This window comes from Cellulomonas sp. McL0617 (assembly GCF_049994875.1).
In the GTDB taxonomy this organism is placed as follows: domain Bacteria; phylum Actinomycetota; class Actinomycetes; order Actinomycetales; family Cellulomonadaceae; genus Cellulomonas.
In genome coordinates this window covers 1376618-1395557 of record NZ_CP188256.1, presented here as the reverse complement: position 1 = coordinate 1395557, position 18940 = coordinate 1376618, and the positions used below count along the sequence as shown (strand labels likewise).

General features: G+C 70.9%; 15 protein-coding genes and 2 tRNA genes. 8 read left to right on the top strand and 9 right to left on the bottom strand.

Features of this window, described 5'->3' with window-relative positions; all coding sequences use genetic code 11:
- The first annotated feature begins 103 nt into the window (after window positions 1–103).
- A complete protein-coding gene (valS, locus tag ACPPVS_RS06320) occupies window positions 104–2716 on the top strand; it encodes a valine--tRNA ligase (protein ID WP_426595177.1) in 2613 nt (870 codons plus the stop codon).
- 75 nt (window positions 2717–2791) lie between these two features.
- On the opposite strand, the gene ACPPVS_RS06315 is transcribed toward valS, so the two are convergent.
- From ACPPVS_RS06315 to ACPPVS_RS06280, 8 genes are all read right to left on the bottom strand, one after another.
- On the bottom strand, window positions 2792–3988 hold the full coding sequence (locus ACPPVS_RS06315) for a hypothetical protein (protein ID WP_426595176.1): 1197 nt from the start codon (window positions 3986–3988) through the stop codon (window positions 2792–2794).
- Window positions 3989–4114: 126 nt separating this feature from the next.
- On the bottom strand, window positions 4115–4429 hold the full coding sequence (locus ACPPVS_RS06310; protein ID WP_426595175.1) for a chorismate mutase: 315 nt from the start codon (window positions 4427–4429) through the stop codon (window positions 4115–4117).
- Window positions 4430–4460: 31 nt separating this feature from the next.
- Window positions 4461–5741: an ATP-dependent Clp protease ATP-binding subunit ClpX gene (gene clpX / locus ACPPVS_RS06305; protein ID WP_426595174.1), complete on the bottom strand. Its 1281-nt coding sequence runs from the start codon at window positions 5739–5741 to the stop codon at window positions 4461–4463.
- 222 nt (window positions 5742–5963) lie between these two features.
- Window positions 5964–6665, bottom strand: coding sequence for an ATP-dependent Clp protease proteolytic subunit (locus tag ACPPVS_RS06300; RefSeq protein ID WP_426595173.1), 702 nt, complete (start codon window positions 6663–6665; stop codon window positions 5964–5966).
- 46 nt (window positions 6666–6711) lie between these two features.
- A complete protein-coding gene (locus ACPPVS_RS06295; protein WP_426595172.1) occupies window positions 6712–7329 on the bottom strand; it encodes an ATP-dependent Clp protease proteolytic subunit in 618 nt (205 codons plus the stop codon).
- A gap of 224 nt (window positions 7330–7553) precedes the next feature.
- Window positions 7554–8978, bottom strand: coding sequence for a trigger factor (tig, locus tag ACPPVS_RS06290; protein ID WP_426595171.1), 1425 nt, complete (start codon window positions 8976–8978; stop codon window positions 7554–7556).
- 338 nt (window positions 8979–9316) lie between these two features.
- On the bottom strand, window positions 9317–10279 hold the full coding sequence (locus ACPPVS_RS06285) for a DUF389 domain-containing protein (protein ID WP_426595170.1): 963 nt from the start codon (window positions 10277–10279) through the stop codon (window positions 9317–9319).
- 72 nt (window positions 10280–10351) lie between these two features.
- Window positions 10352–10425: transfer RNA gene (locus ACPPVS_RS06280), tRNA-Pro, on the bottom strand.
- Between the two features lie 104 nt (window positions 10426–10529).
- Between ACPPVS_RS06280 and ACPPVS_RS06275 the strand changes: the two genes are divergently transcribed.
- From ACPPVS_RS06275 to ACPPVS_RS06260, 4 genes are all read left to right on the top strand, one after another.
- A tRNA-Gly gene (locus tag ACPPVS_RS06275) sits at window positions 10530–10603 on the top strand.
- Between the two features lie 479 nt (window positions 10604–11082).
- Entirely contained in the window at window positions 11083–11799 is a 717-nt protein-coding gene (locus tag ACPPVS_RS06270) for a flavodoxin family protein (protein ID WP_426595169.1), read from the top strand.
- A 71-nt stretch (window positions 11800–11870) separates the two neighbouring features.
- On the top strand, window positions 11871–12251 hold the full coding sequence (locus tag ACPPVS_RS06265; RefSeq protein ID WP_426595168.1) for a hypothetical protein: 381 nt from the start codon (window positions 11871–11873) through the stop codon (window positions 12249–12251).
- Between the two features lie 87 nt (window positions 12252–12338).
- Complete coding sequence (locus tag ACPPVS_RS06260; RefSeq protein WP_426595167.1) at window positions 12339–12500, top strand: hypothetical protein; 162 nt, start codon at window positions 12339–12341, stop codon at window positions 12498–12500.
- A gap of 209 nt (window positions 12501–12709) precedes the next feature.
- Here the strand turns inward: ACPPVS_RS06260 and ACPPVS_RS06255 are convergent, their stop codons facing one another.
- Window positions 12710–16843 carry a S8 family serine peptidase gene (locus ACPPVS_RS06255; RefSeq protein WP_426595166.1) on the bottom strand — a complete coding sequence of 1378 codons (4134 nt, stop codon included), beginning with the start codon at window positions 16841–16843 and terminating at the stop codon, window positions 12710–12712.
- Between the two features lie 128 nt (window positions 16844–16971).
- Here ACPPVS_RS06255 and ACPPVS_RS06250 point away from each other — a divergent pair, with 128 nt between their 5' ends.
- From ACPPVS_RS06250 to ACPPVS_RS06240, 3 genes are read left to right on the top strand one after another with little or no spacing between them, the layout of a single operon-like run.
- A complete protein-coding gene (locus ACPPVS_RS06250) occupies window positions 16972–17391 on the top strand; it encodes a nitroreductase/quinone reductase family protein (RefSeq protein ID WP_426595165.1) in 420 nt (139 codons plus the stop codon).
- 5 nt (window positions 17392–17396) lie between these two features.
- Window positions 17397–17861: a GyrI-like domain-containing protein gene (locus ACPPVS_RS06245; RefSeq protein ID WP_426595164.1), complete on the top strand. Its 465-nt coding sequence runs from the start codon at window positions 17397–17399 to the stop codon at window positions 17859–17861.
- A 29-nt stretch (window positions 17862–17890) separates the two neighbouring features.
- Window positions 17891–18940: a Gfo/Idh/MocA family protein gene (locus ACPPVS_RS06240; RefSeq protein ID WP_426595163.1), complete on the top strand. Its 1050-nt coding sequence runs from the start codon at window positions 17891–17893 to the stop codon at window positions 18938–18940.

Below are 18940 nucleotides of genomic sequence, written 5' to 3'. Positions count from 1 at the left end.
GGGGGTGCGATCCGCCGCACTGTTCACCGAGACGTGGCCGACCGTTCATCGGTGACGTGGACGCGGACTCGTCGCACCGGCCGATCTGGGAAGATAGGGCCCCATGAGCTCCGAGTCCCCCCTGCGCATCACGGCCCCGCGACACGTCCCGGACAAGGTCTCCCTCGACGGGGTGGAGGACCGCTGGGACGCGACGTGGACCGAGCAGGGTCTGCACACGTTCGACCGGACGGCCACGCGCGAGCAGGTGTACTCGATCGACACCCCGCCGCCCACCGTCTCGGGCTCGTTGCACGTGGGCCACGTGTTCTCCTACACGCACACCGACGTGGTCGCGCGCTTCCAGCGGATGCGGGGGCGCGAGGTGTTCTACCCGATGGGCTGGGACGACAACGGCCTGCCCACCGAGCGCCGCGTGCAGAACTACTACGGCGTCCGCTGCGACCCGTCCCTGCAGTACGAGGCGTCGTTCGAGCCGCCGTTCGACGGTGACGTGCCCAAGGGCGCCCAGCAGGTGCCCGTGAGCCGCCGCAACTTCGTCGAGCTGTGCGAGCGCCTCACGGTGGACGACGAGCGCCAGTTCGAGGCCCTCTGGCGCCGGCTCGGCCTCTCGGTCGACTGGGGCATGACCTACCAGACGGTCTCGGCGCCCTCCCGTGCCGTGGCCCAGCAGGCGTTCCTGCGGAACCTCGCGCGCGACGAGGCCTACCAGGCGGAGGCGCCGGGCCTGTGGGACGTGACGTTCCAGACAGCGGTCGCCCAGGCCGAGCTCGAGGCCCGCGACTACCCGGGTGCGTTCCACCGCGTCGCGTTCCACGGCGCCGCCGGACCCGTCTACATCGAGACCACGCGCCCGGAGCTGCTCCCCGCCTGCGTCGCGCTCATCGCCCACCCGTCCGACGAGCGCTACCAGCACCTGTTCGGCACGACCGTGCGCTCGCCGCTGTTCGACGTCGAGCTGCCCGTGCTGGCCCACCCCGGCGCCGAGCCCGACAAGGGTGCGGGCATCGCGATGTGCTGCACGTTCGGCGACCTGACCGACGTCCAGTGGTGGCGCGAGCTGCAGCTGCCCACGCGCTCGGTCATGGGTCGCGACGGCCGCATCCTGCGCGACACCCCGGACTGGATCTCGTCCGAGGCGGGGCGGGCCACGTACGAGGAGCTTGCCGGCAAGACCACGTTCACCGCGCGCGAGGCGGTCGTCGCCGGGCTGCGCTCGTCGGGCGACCTGGACGGCGAGCCGGTCAAGACCCAGCGCAAGGCGAACTTCTACGAGAAGGGCGACAAGCCGCTCGAGATCGTCACCAGCCGCCAGTGGTACATCCGCAACGGCGGTCGCGACGAGTCCCTGCGCGACGCGCTGCTCGCCCGCGGCGCCGAGCTCGGGTTCAACCCCGAGTTCATGCGCGTGCGCTACGAGAACTGGGTGGGCGGTCTCAACGGCGACTGGCTCGTCTCGCGGCAGCGGTTCTTCGGCGTGCCGTTCCCCCTCTGGTACGCGCTCGACGCGGACGGCGAGCCCGTCTACGCCACACCGCTCGTCCCGTCCGAGGACCAGCTGCCGATCGACCCGTCCTCCGACGTCCCCGTCGGCTACACGGCCGACCAGCGCGGCGTGCCCGGCGGCTTCGTCGGCGACCCGGACATCATGGACACCTGGGCGACCAGCTCCCTGACCCCGCAGATCGTCGGCGGCTGGCGCACCGATCCCGACCTGTTCGCGCGCGTGTTCCCCATGGACCTGCGTCCCCAGGGCCAGGACATCATCCGCACCTGGCTGTTCTCGACGGTCGTGCGGTCGCACCTCGAGCACGGCTCGCTGCCGTGGTCGTCGGCCGCGATCAGCGGCTGGATCCTGGACCCGGACCGCAAGAAGATGTCGAAGTCGGTCGGCAACGTCGTCACGCCCATGGGGCTGCTGGAGGAGCACGGCTCGGACGCCGTCCGGTACTGGGCCGCGTCGGCGCGCCTGGGCACCGACGCCGCGTTCGAGGTCGGCCAGATGAAGATCGGCCGCCGCCTGGCGATCAAGGTCCTCAACGCCTCGAAGTTCGCGCTCTCGTTCGGCGACGCTTCGGCCGAGCTCTCGCTCGACCCGGCCGACGTCACCGCCGAGATCGACCGCGCGATGCTCGCCGGTCTCGCGGACGTCGTCGACAAGGCGACGGCCGCGCTCGTCGCCTACGACCACACGCGAGCGCTGGAGCTCACCGAGACGTTCTTCTGGACGTTCTGCGACGACTACCTCGAGCTGGTCAAGGACCGCGCCTACTCGGACGGCGACGCAGCGCAGTCCGCCCGGACAGCGCTCGCGATCGCGCTCGACGTCCTGCTCCGCCTGTTCGCGCCGGTCCTCCCGTTCGCGACCGAAGAGGTCTGGTCGTGGTGGCGCGAGGGGTCGGTGCACCGCGCGCCGTGGCCGGACACCGCTCCGCTGCGTGCCGCGGCCGGGTCCGCCGACGCCGGCGTGGTGAGCGCGGCCGGGTCCGCCCTGACCGCGCTGCGCAAGGTGAAGTCCGAGGCCAAGGTCTCCATGCGCACGGAGATCGCCGCGGTCACGCTCGCCGTGCCGGTGGCCCTGCGCCCCGGCGTCGAGGTCGCGCTCGACGACGTCCGCTCGGCCGGCCGGGTCACGGGCACGCTGTCCCTGACGGACGGCGACTCGGACACCGTGGTGGCCTCGAGCGCCGAGCTGGTCCCGGCGCCCGCAGCCTGACGCACGAACGTCCGAGCAGGTGCGGCCCGTGGCGCGCACCTGCTCGGACGTCCGTGGTGCTGGACGACCGCGCCGCTAGACGACCGTGCGCAGGCGCGCCTGGTCCGCCGACTGGGTGGGGACCGCCTCGCTCGGCGTGGAGCCGTCCGACCAGCGCAGGACAGCGCCGATCCCGTCCACCAGGTCCACCGAGCCGTTCTCCGCGAACGTGAGACCGGCGTCCTGACCGATCGCGGCCCGCACCAGCGCCACGTCGGCGGGCAGCTGGCGCGCACCTTCGGAGACGCCGATCGACGCGAGGTCCGCGGCGGACGACGCCAGCTGCAACGGCTCGTCGCCCACCCAGAGCTGCTGCTCAGAGAGCCCCTGGGAGAGCGCGTCGACGTGCAGCACCAGCTCGGACACCTGCCCGCGCCGGAGCACCTCGATGACGTCGTCCAGCGTGGTCACGGCACCCTCGCCGCGCCCCTGGGCCTCCCGGAACCGCGCGAGCACCGCGTCCCGACGACGGCCGCGGAAGCCGCTGAGCACCTCGACCACGCGGCTGTCGAACACATCCTGGTTGACGCCGTCGCCACGCGCTCCGCCGGGCACCTCGACGAGGACCTCCGTGACGTGCTGCGCCACGGCGTCCCGCACCATCCCCACGGCTCGACCGTCGCCGGTGAGGACGACGACATCGGGGCTCCGCTCGGACACCCGCTTGTCGAGCACGGCGGCGACCGCCTCGGCGTTGCGCTGCCAGGAGTCCTCCGCCCGGGTCTGGCTGCGCCGGTCGAGCCCACCCTCGCGGGTCTTGTGCACGTCGTCGTGCCCACCCTCGACGGTCTCGACCTCGGGCCCGCCCAAGGTACGCACGCTCCCGCCGGTCGCCCAGGTGAGGTCCGCTCCGTTGCGGTCCACCTCGACGAGCAGGTAGCTGACGGTCTGGTCGGCGGCGCGGACGGCGGGCAGCAGCGCCGGCACCGGGCCGTGCACGGCGTGCGCCTGCGCGGGCGGCTCGGCCAGCACGCGGTCGACGACCACCCCGTCGGCGTCCGACACGATCACGCGACCGTGCGGACCGCGAACCCCGGTCGGGGTGGCGACGAGCTCTCCGATCTCGTCCAGCACGCGAGCGGGCGCACCATCGCGCTCCAGCTGACGTCGGACGGCCTTCCAGCGGTCGGCGGCCTCGGCCTCCCCGGCCGCGTCGGCACGGGTCACGTCCAGGTACACGGTCGTGAACGGCGACGGGCGTCCGAGCAGGGGCTTGAGCCAGTGCAGGTCCATGGGCAGATCCTCCGGGATCGACGCTCCCCAGCGGTCGCGGGATCCCCCCCGTACGGCCCGCCGGAGCTGACCCTGTCTACCTTCCGCCACCTGCCCAGCCAGCGCTACCCCGCGCGAGCGATCCGGTCAGGATCGGGTCGCGTGGTCCTGCGCGATCTCCTCGTGGTGCCGGATGACCTCCTCGACGATGAACGCGAGGAACTTCTCGGCGAACACCGGGTCGAGGTCGGCCTCGTGCGCCAGCTGCCGCAGGCGCGCGACCTGCTGCTCCTCGCGTCCGGGGTCCGACGGAGGCATGCCTCGCGTCGCCTTGAGCACGCCGACCTGCTGGGTCGACTTGAAGCGCTCCGCCAGCAGGTAGATCAGGGCGGCGTCGATGTTGTCGATGCTGCCGCGCAGCCGTGCCAGCTCGGCCGGGATCGGCGTGGGGAGGTCGCTCACGGACGCGATCCTAGGCGCTCGCTTCGCGAGGTCAGGCGCTCTTCTCGCGCGGCGGGCGCTTCTCGCGCGGGGTCTCCCGCGGCACGAGGGTCGGGTTCACGTTCTCCAGCACGACCGCGCGCGTGATCAGCACGCGGGCGACGTCGTCGCGGCTGGGGACCTCGAACATGACCTGCTGGAGCACTTCCTCCATGATCGCGCGCAGACCACGAGCACCGGTCCCGCGCAGGAGCGCCTGGTCGGCGATCGCGGCCACGGCCTCGTCGTCGAACTCGAGCTCGACGCCGTCGATCTGGAACATCCGCTGGTACTGCTTGACCAGGGCGTTCTTGGGCTCCGTGAGGATGCGGACGAGCGCGTCCTGGTCGAGCCGCGCGACCGCGGCGACCACGGGCAGGCGACCGATGAACTCGGGGATCAGACCGTACTTCTGCAGGTCCTCGGGGCGGACCTCGGAGAACAGGTCGCCCTCGTCGACGGACTCCAGAAGCGGGGCACCGAAGCCCACGACGCGCTTGCGCGCACGGGCCGCGATGATGTCGTCGAGACCCGAGAACGCCCCGGCCACGATGAACAGCACGTTCGTGGTGTCGATCTGGATGAACTCCTGGTGCGGGTGCTTGCGGCCGCCCTGCGGCGGCACCGAGGCCGTGGTGCCCTCGATGATCTTGAGCAGCGCCTGCTGGACGCCCTCGCCGGAGACGTCGCGCGTGATCGACGGGTTCTCGCTCTTGCGGGCGATCTTGTCGATCTCGTCGATGTAGATGATGCCCGACTCGGCCTTCTTGACGTCGTAGTCAGCGGCCTGGATGAGCTTGAGCAGGATGTTCTCGACGTCCTCGCCGACGTAGCCGGCCTCCGTCAGGGCGGTGGCGTCCGCGATGGCGAACGGGACGTTCAGCATGCGGGCCAGGGTCTGCGCGAGGTACGTCTTGCCGGTGCCGGTGGGGCCCACGAGCAGGATGTTCGACTTCGCGATCTCGATGGGGTCGTCGGTCGAGGTGCGACCGGCCTCACCGGCCTGGACACGCTTGTAGTGGTTGTAGACGGCCACCGAGAGGGCCCGCTTGGCCGACTCCTGGCCGATGATGTACTGCTCGAGGAACTCGAAGATCTCCTTGGGCTTGGGCAGCTCGACCAGCCCGACCTCGGTGGCCTCCGCCAGCTCTTCCTCGATGATCTCGTTGCACAGCTCGATGCACTCGTCGCAGATGTAGACCCCAGGGCCCGCGATCAGCTTCTTGACCTGCTTCTGGGACTTCCCGCAGAACGAGCACTTCAGGAGATCGGCCCCGTCTCCGATGCGAGCCACGTCGATCCCCTCTCTCGTGTCGCCTCCGCCCGGCGGGCGATGCGTCATTGCTGCGCGACCCCGTAGGGTGCGCGCTCCCCATTGCACACCACACCGGCCGGGATGTCAGCCGAACACACGGAGCGTGGTGCGCCGGGTTCGGAAATCTCCCCGGATGGTCCACGGACCGGGCCGCGTTGTCGCGACCCGGTCCGTGACTGCCTTGGACGGTGGTCCTGCTGACTACTTCGGCTGGACCGTCGTCGCGACGACACCCTTGCGGCTCTCGAGAACCTGGTCGACGATCCCGTACTCCTGCGCCTGCTGCGCCGTCAGGATCTTGTCGCGCTCGATGTCCTTGCGGACCAGCTCGATGTCGCGTCCCGTGTGGTGCGCGATGGTCAGCTCGAGCCACTCGCGCATGCGGATGAGCTCGTTCGCGTGGATCTCGATGTCCGAGGCCTGCGCGTAGCCGCCGCCCTCCATCGCGGGCTGGTGGATCAGCACGCGCGCGTTGGGCAGGGCCAGGCGCTTGCCGGGCGAGCCGGCCGCCAGCAGCACGGCCGCGGCGGAGGCGGCCTGCCCGAGGCAGACCGTCTGGATGTGCGGCTTGATGTACTGCATCGTGTCGTAGATCGCCGTCAGCGCCGTGAACGAGCCGCCGGGCGAGTTGATGTACAGGATGATGTCGCGGTCCGGGTCGGTGCTCTCGAGCACCAGGAGCTGCGCCATGACGTCGTCGGCCGAGGCGTCGTCCACCTGCACGCCGAGGAAGATGATGCGGTCCTCGAACAGCTTGGTGTACGGGTCCTGGCGCTTGAAGCCGTAGGCCGTGCGCTCCTCGAACTGCGGCAGCACGTAGCGGCCGGCCGGCGACGAGGGCGCCAGGCCGCCGGGACCCGCGAGCATCCCCGCGCGGGCCATGAACTGGGATTCCATGCTCACGAGATTCTCCTCAAGATGGTGATGACGGCGACGTGGGTGACCGGCGTCAGTTGGTACCGCCGCCACCGGCGACCGAGTCCGCCTTCTCGACCACGTGGTCGATGAAGCCGTACTCGAGGGCCTCGGTGGCGGTGAACCAGCGGTCGCGGTCGGCGTCGCTGTTGATCTGGTCGACGGTCTTGCCGGTCTGCCCGGCGGTGAGCTCGGCCAGCACCGTCTTCATGTGCAGGATCAGCTGCGCGTTGATGCGGACGTCGGTGGCCGTGCCGCCGATGCCGCCGGACGGCTGGTGCATCATGACGCGGGCGTGGGGGGTGGCGTACCGCTTGCCCTGCGCGCCCGACGAGAGCAGGAACTGCCCCATCGAGGCCGCCATGCCCATCGCGATCGTCGCGACGTCCGGCTGGATGAACTGCATCGTGTCGTAGATCGCCATGCCCGCGGTGATCGAGCCACCGGGCGAGTTGATGTACAGCCAAATGTCCTTGTCGGGGTCCTCTGCTGCGAGCAGGAGCATCTGCGCGCAGATCGCGTTCGCGTTGTCGTCGCGCACCTCGGAGCCCAGCCAGATGATGCGCTCGCGCAGGAGTCGGTTGTAGATGGAGTCATTGAGGCCGAATGCCGGGGACTCGGCCCTGGCCAGCGTCGGCACGTGCTCGTTCACGAAGGCTCCCTCGTCAGGCGGGTGACAACTGTCCTGCATCGCCCGTGGCGCCCGGGAACACCCCGTCCCACCTGTGCGATGCAGTGACCCTAACGCGGAGCCGCACCCGTCCATGTCCCCGCCGCGAGCGTTTTCGCTGACGGCAGAGCCGGGCGCCCGATACGCGCCGGATGCACGAGGGCCCCGTACCGACCGGGTCGGTACGGGGCCCTCAGACGGCTTCGTCAGGCCTTGGCGTCCTCGGTGAACGCCGAGATGTCGCTGGCGGCGCTCGTGTTCGGCTGGGCCTCGACGTCGGCCTCGGACACGACGTCGGCCAGCACGGACTCCTGCTGGGCGATCTCCTCGGCCGCGTCCTCCTCGTCGGTGCCGATGAAGTCGCTCAGGTCGACGGCGTTGCCGGCAGAGTCCTTGACCTCCACGCGACGCAACGCCACGGCGAGCGCCTTGGAGCGCGCGACCTCGGCGACCATGGTGCCGATCTGGCCCTGCTGGTCGATCGTCTGGATGAACGTGTTCGGGTCCATCCCGTACTGGCGCGACGCGCTCACCAGGTAGTCCAGCAGCTCGGGCTGGCTGACCTTGATCTCGAGCTGCTCGGCCAGGGTGTCCAGGAGGATCTGGTTGCGCAGCGCGGTGGTGGCCTGCTCGCCGACCTCGGCGCGGTGGGTGTCGTCCTCGAGACGACCCTCACCCTCGAGGTGGCGGTGCACCTCGGCCTCGACGACGCCCTGCGGGACCGGGATCTCGGTGCCGGCGAGCAGCTGCTCGAGCAGCAGGTCGCGGGCCTGGACGGCCTGGTTGGAGATCTTGGTCTTCGACGCCTGCTCGCGCAGGTCGGTCGTCAGCTCCTCAAGCGTGTCGAACTCGCTGGCAAGCTGGGCGAAGTCGTCGTCGGCCTCGGGGAGCTGGCGCTCCTTGACGGTGGTCGCCGTGACGGTCACCAGGGCGGTCTCGCCCTCGTGCTCGCCGCCCGCGAGGGCCGTCTCGAACGTCGTGGTCTCGCCGGCCGAGAGGCCCGTCAGCGCCTCGTCGAGACCCTCGAGCATGTTGCCCGAGCCGATCTCGTAGCTGACGCCACTGACCGTGTCGACCTCTTCCTCACCGATCTTGGCGACGAGGTCCAGCACGACGAAGTCCTTCTCGACGGCCGGCCGGTCGATGCCCACGAGGGTGCCGAAGCGCTCGCGCAGGGCGTCCAGGCGGCCGGCGACGTCTTCGTCGGAGACCTCGACGTCGTCGACCGTGATCGCGAGGCCGTCGAAGGCGGGGACCGTGATCTCGGGGCGGACCTCGACCTCGGCGGTGAAGTGCAGCTCGCCCTCCTCGCCGGCGGGCGCAGCGGTCAGGCCGGGGACCTGCGTGACCTCGACCTCGGGCTGGCCGAGCGGGCGCAGCTTGTTCTCGCGGACGGCCTCGGCGTAGAAGCCGGACAGGCCCTCGTTGATCGCGTGCTCCAGGACCGCGGGACGACCGACGCGCTGGTCGATGATGCGCGGCGGGACCTTGCCCTTGCGGAAGCCCGGCACGGTGACGTCCTGCGCGATGTGCTCGTAGGCGTGCGCGATGCTCGGCTTGAGCTCGTCGTACGTCACCTCGACGGTCAGCTTGACCTTGGTCGGGTCCAGGGTCTCGACGGCGCTCTTCACTTCGATGGTCTCCAACTGATCGGGTCCGGCGCCGGCGAGTCCGGCGTTCTCCGTGGTCTTCTCCGCGGTTCTTCGTGCTCATGGCCGCGCGCAAGCCCGTCGGGCGCGCGCTGGCGACCCTCGATCTTACGACACGTCCGCACCCTCCCCAACCCGGTCCCCTCACTCGGAGGGACGGACACGTGCACAACAGATCGCGACTCGGTAGCGGGTCGGCGTCGTCGGCGCCGACCGACAAGGCAGTTGTCGACGCGAACCCGCGATGAGACGTCGACAGCTGTCTTCTCGGCGGCGGCGCGCCCGACGGAGATCGTTTCCGCCCGGCTCTCGGTCGGAGATCAGCGGCTGCCGCGGATCCTCTGCCGCAGCCGCTCGCGCCGATCGGCGAACCGGTTCCACACGGTCTTCTGGAAGGCCAGGGTGAGCCAGCCTGCGAGCGCCATGCCGAAGATGTTGACGACGAGCTGGAGCGCGCTCCCGCGGACCTCGGCGAGCTGACCAAACGCGAGGCCCAGGGCGATGTTGCCGGCGGCGGGAACGGTGGTGACGGAGATGAACACGCCGGACAGGCCACCGACCCGGGCGGACGTCAGCGACAGCACCCCCGCCGCACCGGCGATCACCGCCACGATGAACGACCACCTGTCCGGCGTGTAGATGAAGGCGGTCTCCGGTCGTGGCGCGGTGAACCCCTCGACGGTGACCCACCCGAGCGCCTTGCCGACGAGTCCCGCGACGCAGGTCACGGTGATCGCGACCACGAACCCGACGACGAGGGTGCCCAGGGCGAGGCGGAGCAGGTGGAACCGGCGACGCACCAGCGCCACGCCGAGCGCGGCGATCGGTCCGAACTCCGGGCCCAGGACCATCGCGCCGATGACCAGGATCTGCGAGTCGAGGACGATCGCGATGCCGGCGATGAGCGTCGCCAGGCACATGAAGCTCAGATAGGTCCAGTTGAGCTCGGAGTTGCCGTAGGCCTGCGCCGTGACGTCGGTCCAGACGACCGAGTCGGCGCTGCTGCCCGGTGCGATCCGCTCGGCGTCGAACGCGCGCTGCGACACCCAGGTGTCCACCGTCTCGACCTGCAGGGTGCCCTCGCGCTGGACCCCGAGCTCGACGAGCTCGTCGATGATGACGTTGACGGCCTCACGGGCCACGTCCGCCAGCACGATGTCGCCCACGGGCCGTCTCGACGCGCCCTCGATAACGGCGAGGCCACTCACGGCGGGCTGCCGCTCGAGCACGTCGAGCACGCCGACCGTGAGGTCGCCGGGGACCGAGATGCGCAGGTGGAGCACGGGGGCAAGTGTGTTGCCGCGCGCCGCGCGATGGTGGGAGCCGCGCGGACCGGCACTCGTCACGACGATCGGTCGGGATGGCGGGATTCGAACCCACGACCTTCCGCTCCCAAAGCGGACGCGCTACCAACCTGCGCCACATCCCGGCGCACCCGATCAGGCCCGGAGGCCGGCGGGTGCACGTTGCGCCCTCACGCACCCGGTACCCTGGGTGCCGCGTCCGGGCTGCAGCTGCAGACCCCGGACCAGTGCGGACGTAGCTCAATGGTAGAGCCCCAGTCTTCCAAACTGGCTACGCGGGTTCGATTCCCGTCGTCCGCTCCATCCATCCATCCGTCCGTCCATCGGTGGATCCGGTCCGGATCCGACCCGCAAGGTCGGCTGCGACTCCAGATCGAGTCCCTCGGCCGTATGCCTTCTCTCGTGCGAGCTGCCGCGGCAGTGCATGGGGTAGTGGCCGACGGCCGGATCATGGAACTCGTCGACTCCTGCACCGGAGACTGCGACGTGGCGCCCCAGCGCGAACATGCCGCACAGGTGCGGCGAATGCGGCCCTGAGCCTAACCTCGGACCATGGCCGCGGTCGCGGGGGCCCCAGCATCGAGCCTGCTCGCTCGCGCCTCCATGACGTGGGCCAAGGGTGGCGGCGACGCGGCCATCACCCCCTTCGGGCGGACGCGACCTCGCCGAGGCCGCGTCCGCACCGACTCGACCTGCCGCTACGGGTCCGACCCGGACTACCCGGTCCGATGGGCGCTCGGCCGCCCCGGGCACCTCGAACCTCGACGATCCAGGAGGTAGCCATGTCCGACCCGGCGCCCGACTTCACCGGTCTCACGGCGACGTTCGTCAACTGCACTCTCAAGCGCAGCCCGGAGCTCAGCCACACCCAGGGACTCGTCGACGCCAGCGCGGGCATCATGCGCAAGCACGGCGTGCGCGTGAGCGCGATCCGGCTGATCGACCACGACGTCGCGACGGGGGTCTATCCCGACATGCGCGAGCACGGCTGGGAGGTCGACGCCTGGCCCGACCTCTCCCCCGGGATCCTGGCCAGCGACATCCTGGTGGTCGCGGGCCCGATATGGCTGGGCGACAACTCCAGCGTGACCAAGAGGCTGATCGAACGGATCTACTCGCTGTCCGGCATGCTCAACGACAAGGGTCAGTACCTGTTCTACGGACGGGTGGCCGGCTGCCTCATCACGGGCAACGAGGACGGCATCAAGCACTGCGCCCAGAACATCCTGTACTCGCTCCAGCACGTCGGCTACACGATCCCGCCGAACGCCGACGCAGGCTGGATCGGAGAGGCCGGACCCGGACCCTCCTACCTCGATCCCGGCAGCGGCGGACCCGAGAACGACTTCACCAACCGCAACACCACCTTCATGACGTGGAACCTGATGCACCTGGCCGCGATGCTCCGCGCCGCCGGCGGCGTCCCCTCCTACGGCAACCAGCGATCGGAGTGGAACGCGGGCAACCGCTTCGACTTCGAGAACCCGGAGTACCGCTGACCTGCGCCGGAAGCGCTCGTCGTGAAGGATCAGCCCGCACCGGACCCCCCGTCCCTGGCTACGCTCGAGGTGTGGTGGTCACGATCCCGATCCTTCCGAGCGCGGACTTCGACCTCACGGTGTCGTTCTGGGCTCGCTTCGGGTTCCGCTCCGACGGCCGTTGGGTCGACTACGTCGTCCTTCGCCACGACGACCTGGCCATCGAGCTGCACTTCTGGATCGACCCGGCCGTCGACCGCTGGACCAACGACGTCGCGTGCTACGTCCGGTTCGACGGCCCGGACGAGGCTCGCGCGGCGCACGGGCGGTGGGCCGATCTCGACGTCCCAGAACCGGCGGTGCTGAGCGCGCCCGTCGAGGAGCCCTGGGGCGCTACCGAGTTCCATGTCATCGACCTCCACGGGAACCTCGTCCGGTTCGGTGGGTTCCCGGCCACCGATTCCCGCTCCTGAGCGCCCGCGAGAAGGCACTGGCCCGCCGCCCGAGCTCGACAAGACGCGTCTTTCGCGCGGCGCCCGCGCCGGTGCGACGGTGGGACCATGACGGACTGGAACCAGCAGATCATCGACCAGCTCCGTGCGAACGGCGGAGACGTCACGACGAACGGGATCGGAACGGGCCTCGTCCTGCTGCACCACCGCGGAGCGAAGACCGGCACCGAGTTGCGCGCCTCGCTCGCCGGGATGGCTCGTGGAGCATGACGCACACCACCTCGATGCGCGGCGAATTCCGCGAGGTCTACGTCACGGACAAAGAACGTGGGTGCGGAGCTCGATGAGGCTGGGCGCCTGTGCGTCGTGAAGGCGATGCGCGGCGGTGGGAATGAGCCGGACGCTCAACGGCCCGCCGTGCGGCCGTATCGAGTCTCGTGGACATGGGCGCCGGATCCACGATCGACCCGGGAGCGTCTTCAGACCATCGAGCGGAAGAAGCCGGCGACATCCACCACGAGGTCGAGATCTGCGGTCTGGGAGTAGAAGGACACACCGCCACCGGTGCCCACGGGAACCAGCACCATGTTCGGCTCGTTGCGACCGGCCACCACGTTCAGGTTCGACACCAACGGCACCGATCCGTCCCGCACGGGGAACACCCGGAGGTTCGACTTGCCTCCCGGCAGCACGGCCGTCACGTTGAGCGCGACGGCGGTCGCGTCCGCCGGCACCAACGCGGTGCCCGAGACCGCCAATGTGCGGACCTGGCCAGGCTGCACCCTGCCGCCCGGCAACCCGACCGGCACCCTCGTGTCCGCGATCCTGGTCGGGCTCACCGGCACGAACCCGTCGGATCCCGTCGGCGCGTAGTAACCCGCCAGGTCCGCGACCAGGAACACGTTCGCGTTGGGCGCGTAGAACCGAACCTTGCCTCCGTCACCGACCAGCACGGTCACGAGGTTGGGCTGGTCGCGCCCGGGCACGATGTTCAGGTTCGACACCGTCGGCGGGTCCTGCGACTCGGAGGCCGCCGGAGCCGGATAGACACGCACATCCGTCCCAGCCGACGGATCGATGCCCAGGACGTTGAGCACCACGGCGCTCGCGCTCGCGGGCACGCCCTGGCGGCCCGCGACCTGCAAGTCCACCCAGTGCCCCGCCGCCAACCGCTGCGCCGCAACCCCACCCGTCCCGTTGCGTTGGTCCATCACACGCACCGGCTCCACCGGCACGTAGCCCGTGACGGCGTCCGGGCTGTAGTAGCCCGCCAGGTCCACCACCACGTGTGCCGACATATAGCGCGCGGCGATCCGCACCCCGAGCGTCGAGCTCAGCTTCACGGTCACCATGTTTGGCTGGTTCACCCCGGCCACGACGTTGAGGTTCGACACCAGCGGCAGCACGTCGGACCCGTCTGGCCTCGGGTACGCGCGTAGGTCGCCGGGTGCGCTCGGGTTCACGGCGGTGACGTTGAGGACGACCGCTGTCGCGCTCGGGGGCACGAAGAAGCCCAGGTCGATGTCGAGCGGGTCCGTAGGACCGACCGGACCCCGGTACCCGCGGGTGTCGGTGACCCGCACCGGGTCGAGCGGCGTGAACCGGTCGCCGCCCGCGCCCACGGTGAACCACGACCGCGACGTCTCGGTCATCACGGCGCCGTCCTGGTCGACGAGTGCCGAGACGCGAATCTCGTAGTGCCCACCAACTGCGAGGTCCGCCTTCGGCGTCACCGTGACGCGGTCGGCCGCCGCTGAGACGGCACGGTCGACCGGGACCTCCGCCCCGGTGGCACCGTCGATCAGGCGCACCCCGTCCACGGCGGCCGCACCGAGCATCCGGGGAGACACGACTGTGACCGCGGGGCGCACGCCCACCCCAGACGCGTCGGCCGCCGGGTCCACCGACCACACCCAGCCCTTCGTCCCGGGCGTGTCGTCGACATCGACCGCGGGCGCGACGGACAACGTGTGGTCGTCGACGAGAACCAGGTCCGGACGCCCGTCGTGGTTCACGTCTCCGGCTATGGCCGTCCGGGGGGACGGAGCAATGCCGTCGAACCGCGGAAACATGGACGGACCGAAGGTTCCCGCGTCGGTCTGGAGCGCGTAGGCGAGGATGTAGCCGAACTTCGTCAGCAAGACGTCGGCACGGCCGTCCCCGTTGAGGTCGCTGAGCTGGAACGCGTCCGTTGCGGCCGGTCCGTCGATCGAGGCGCCCCACGTTCCTGCGCCCGTCGCCCGGACCATGCGCAGGACGCCTCCTGCGGTCGCAGTGACGTCCGTGCGCCCGTCGCCGTCGAGGTCCGCGAGCCTGGCGCCGACCGAGCCGACGAGGGCCGGGATGCCGACCGTCGGGTCCGCGAACGAGCCGTCGGCCCTCTGCAGGGCCACGAGGCCGCCCGACAGCAGGATGTCGGGACGCGCGTCGCCGTCCACGTCGAGCACCGCGACGGCCGCCTTGAGCGCCGACAAGGGCGGCTCCGCGGTGAAGATGCTGCCGGTGTTCCGCAGGATCGTCACGCCGGAACCGGTCATGACGACCACGTCGGGGTCGCCGTCGGCGTCGAGGTCGAGGCAGGCGAGCACGTCAGCGGCGGGCAGGCCCGTCGCCAGAGTGGTCGGCGCGCCCAACGTCCCGCCGGCGGCGCTCACGACGTGAACCGCGGAGTCCGACGAGGCGACGACCTCGGGGACGGCGTCGCCCGAGACGTTGCACAGCGCATAGGTGCCGCCCAGACCGCGGGCGAGCTGCACTCTGCTCGAGGTGAAGGTGCCGTCCTGCGCTCCGATGCCGACCGATACCGCGCCATAGGCGAACCCGTCCCCACCGACGGTCGTCCCGGTCGCGACGACGTCGTCGATCCCGTCACCCGTGACGTCGGCGAGCGAGGCGGTCCCACTCCCGTCGAAGAGGATGCTGCCCTGCACCGGGTCGAACCGCAGCTGGTCGGCCGAGCGGGGGGTCGAGCTCGCAGTGACGGTCATCGTGTACCTGGGCCCGGGGGCTGTGCCGCCGGCGCCGACCTGCACGAAGACCGCGCCACCGCTCATGGAGTGGTACTGCCCGTGGTACGGCGTGATCTCCTGCCCTTCGGCGTCGGTCACCCGCACGATCGGCGCGGATCCCCGCGTGCCGGGCAGCGTGCTGCTGATCGTGTAGTCGAAGCCCGGATCAGCGTCGAATCGCCACCAGTCGACATCGCCGAGGCCGTTCAGGTCACCCATGACCTGCTGACCGAGCGTGAGCGGCGTGGCCGTGGCCGGCAGGTCGTTGCGCGCGCCGACGTCCGTAGTGGTGCGATCGAGCGGCACCGCGGGCTGGGCGCCCAGTGCGGCGGCGGCGTCGAGGACGCCGTGACCGTAGTACGGGTCGACTCCGAACGGGCCCGCGTCGCGCGCGGTACCCGCGATCCGGTCCGCAATCTGCTTCGGCGTCCACGTCGGATGGGCCGACGCGAGCAGCGCCGCGACCCCGCTGACGAAGGGCGCCGCCATCGACGTCCCGGTGTCGTAGGTGTACGCGGTGGTCGAGGCCCACGACGTGCCGACGATCTGGTAGCCGGGCGCGGCGACGCTGATGTCGTCACCCCAGGTCGAGGTGGGCAGCACGGTCCCGTCGTCGTCCGTTGACGACACGGTGAGCAGACCGGGCACGGTCAAGGAGTACGCCCCTGGATACTCGGGCGCGTCCGTGCCGGAGTTGCCGGCCGCAGCCACGACGACCGACCCACGGGCGACCGCGTACTGGATGGCTGCGAGCAGCACGGGCGAGTCACTGGGCCCGGAGAGCGACAGGTTGATGACGTCGGCGTGCCGGTCGGCCGCCCACGTGATGCCCTGCGCGACATCGGAGTCGTAGCCGTTTCCGTCGTCATCGAGCACGCGCACCGGCAGGAGCTGCGCCCCGTAGGCGGCGCCTACGTTGCCCAGACGGTTGTTGCCCGACTCCGCGGCGATCCCGGCCACGAGCGTGCCGTGGCGCCCCGTCCCCGCCGCGCCCGGCGTATCGGTAACGAAGTCGTATCCGGGCAAGACGCGGCCCACGAGGTCCTCGTGGTCGGTCCGTATGCCGGTGTCGAGCACGGCGACCACTGCGCCGGCGCCCGTGCTGATGTCCCACGCGCGGGGGAACCGCATCAGGTCGAGGTACTGCCAGGTCTCGCTGACCAGCTCGTCGTCGGTCCAGGCAGCCGCCGACCGGACGTGGTCGAGCTGCACGCTGGCGACGTCCGGGTCGTCCGCGAGCTCGTCGGCGACGCTCTGCGGGTCCTCATCCCCGGTCGAGACCGACACGAAGCCGGTCGCGCCCACGGCGTGCGAGGAATCGATGCCGGCAGCCGACAGCGTGCTGCGGCGCTCTTGGGAGCTCGAGCCGGGCGCGAAGCGCACGAGCACGCGGTCTGCCGCGGGCGCGGTCACGGCGGTGCGGGCAGGCGGGCTCTCGAGGTCGGATCCCGCGCGCTCGACCGGTGCGGTCTGGGTCGGATCGATCGGCTGGTCGGCACCGATCGCCGGACCGCCGGTCGTCACTGCTCCCGCCAGGGTCACCCCGCACGCGACGGCCGTGGCGACGACGAGGCGACGCAGCCTCCCGCGGTGGGTTGGCGACATGGTGGTGCTCCTCATCGTGCGTCGGGTGTGTGGAAGATACCCGGTGCGGAGGACGGTCCATGACCGCTCATGCGTCGATCGGCGGTGCACTCGGCGCCCGCACGGTGGTCGGGTGTGAGACTGGGACCATGACGGACTGGAACCAGCAGATCATCGACGAGTTCCGTGCGAACGGCGGAGACGTCGCGACGGCCGGGTTCGGCAAGGGCCTCGTCCTGCTGCACCACCGCGGAGCGAAGACCGGCACCGAACGCGTCAACCCCGTTGCCTTCATCGCCGACGACGGCGGCGACGCGTGGCTCGTCGCCGCGTCGAAGAGTGGGGCACCGCAGAACCCTGCCTGGTTCCACAACCTGCTCGCGCACCCGGACGTCGAGATCGAGACGCCCGACGACGGGACGGTGCTCGTGCACGCGACGCAGCTGACCGGTGCGGACCGCGACGCGGCCTGGGCCCGGTTCACGGCCCGGTCGGAGGGGTTCCGGTCCTACGAGCAGCGCACGACGCGGACGATCCCCGTCCTGCGCCTCGCTCGCCGGGACGCCTGACCGCCGTGGACATCACCGTCGAGGACCAACCGACCGCCCTCGTCGCCGTGCTGCGTGAGCGCGTCGCGATGGACGCCCTGCCGGAGTTCTACGACCGGGCCTACCGCGCCGTCGCCGAGGAGGTCGGGGCCGCCGGGCTGACCATCACGGGTCCGGCGTTCGGCTGGTACCGCGACATGCCCACCGACTCCGTCGACCTCGCGGCCGGCTTCTGGGTCGGTGCGGACGCGCCGCGAGCACTCGCGGGCGGCGTCGAGGTCGTCGAGCTCCCCGGCGGGCCGGCCGCCGTCGGGGTCCACGTCGGCGCCTACGACACCCTGCCCGGCGCGTGGTCCGAGTTCCGCACCTGGACCATGACGCACGCGACCTCGATGCGCGGCGACTTCCTCGAGGTCTACGTCACGGATCCGTCGGAGGTTGCCGACCCGAGCCAGAACGCGACGCGCCTGGTGCTTCCGATCCTGGGCTGAGCTCACGGGGCGTACGGCAGGCTGTGCCCATGCCCGACCTGACCCTTCCCGAGCCGCGGACGCCCGATCCCGCCGAGGCACCTCCGCTGCGCTGGGGGATCCTCGCTCCGGGCCACATCGCCGGGCACTGGGCGACCGCGCTGCGTGAGCACACGCGCCAACGGCTCGTCGCGATCGGGTCGCGCTCGCCCGAACGGGCCGCCGCCTTCGCCAGCGCGCACGGCGCCGAACGCGTCCACACCTCCTACGAGGCGCTCGTCGACGACCCCGCGGTCGACGCCGTGTACGTGGCGAGCCCGCACAGCCATCACCGCGACCACGCCCTGCTCGCGCTGCGGGCCGGCAAGCACGTCCTCGTCGAGAAGGCGTTCACGCGCAACGCGGCCGAGGCGCGCGAGCTCGTCGTAGCCGCCCGCGAGGCCGGGGTGCTGCTCATGGAGGCCATGTGGACGCGCTACCTGCCGCACACCGACGTCGTGCGACGCGTGCTCGAGGACGGCCTGGTCGGGCAGGTCCACCGGATCACCGCCGACTACGGCGTGCGCGCCGGGCCGGACGTCCCGCCGCGGCTGCTCGACCCGGCCCTCGCGGGCGGCGTGCTGCTCGACCTCGGCATCTATCCCCTGTCGTTCGCCTCGGCCGTCGCGCGCGCGGCCGGCCTCCTCCTTCGGCCGTCGAGCGTCCAGGCCGCGGGCTCGCTCACGACGACGGGCGTGGACGCCCAGGTCAGCGCACAGATCGGCTACGGCGTCGCGCAGGCGCAGCTCTTCACGTCGATGCTCACAGCCTCGGGGCACACGGCGCAGGTGTATGGCTCGCTCGGCCGGATCGAGGTGGACGAGCGCTGCTACGTCCCCGCCGGCGTCACCGTGACGGTCGGCGACCGCACGGGCACCTGGGATGCCAACCGCGTCCACGGCTACGGCGGCCTCTGCTTCCAGGCGGCCGCGCTGGCGACCTACGTCGCGGAGGGCCGCACGGACTCGCCGCTGCTGCCGCTCGACGAGACGGTCACGATCCTCGAGACCGCCGACGAGATCCGTCGCCAGGTGGGCGTCGTCTACCCGGGCGAGGCCTGA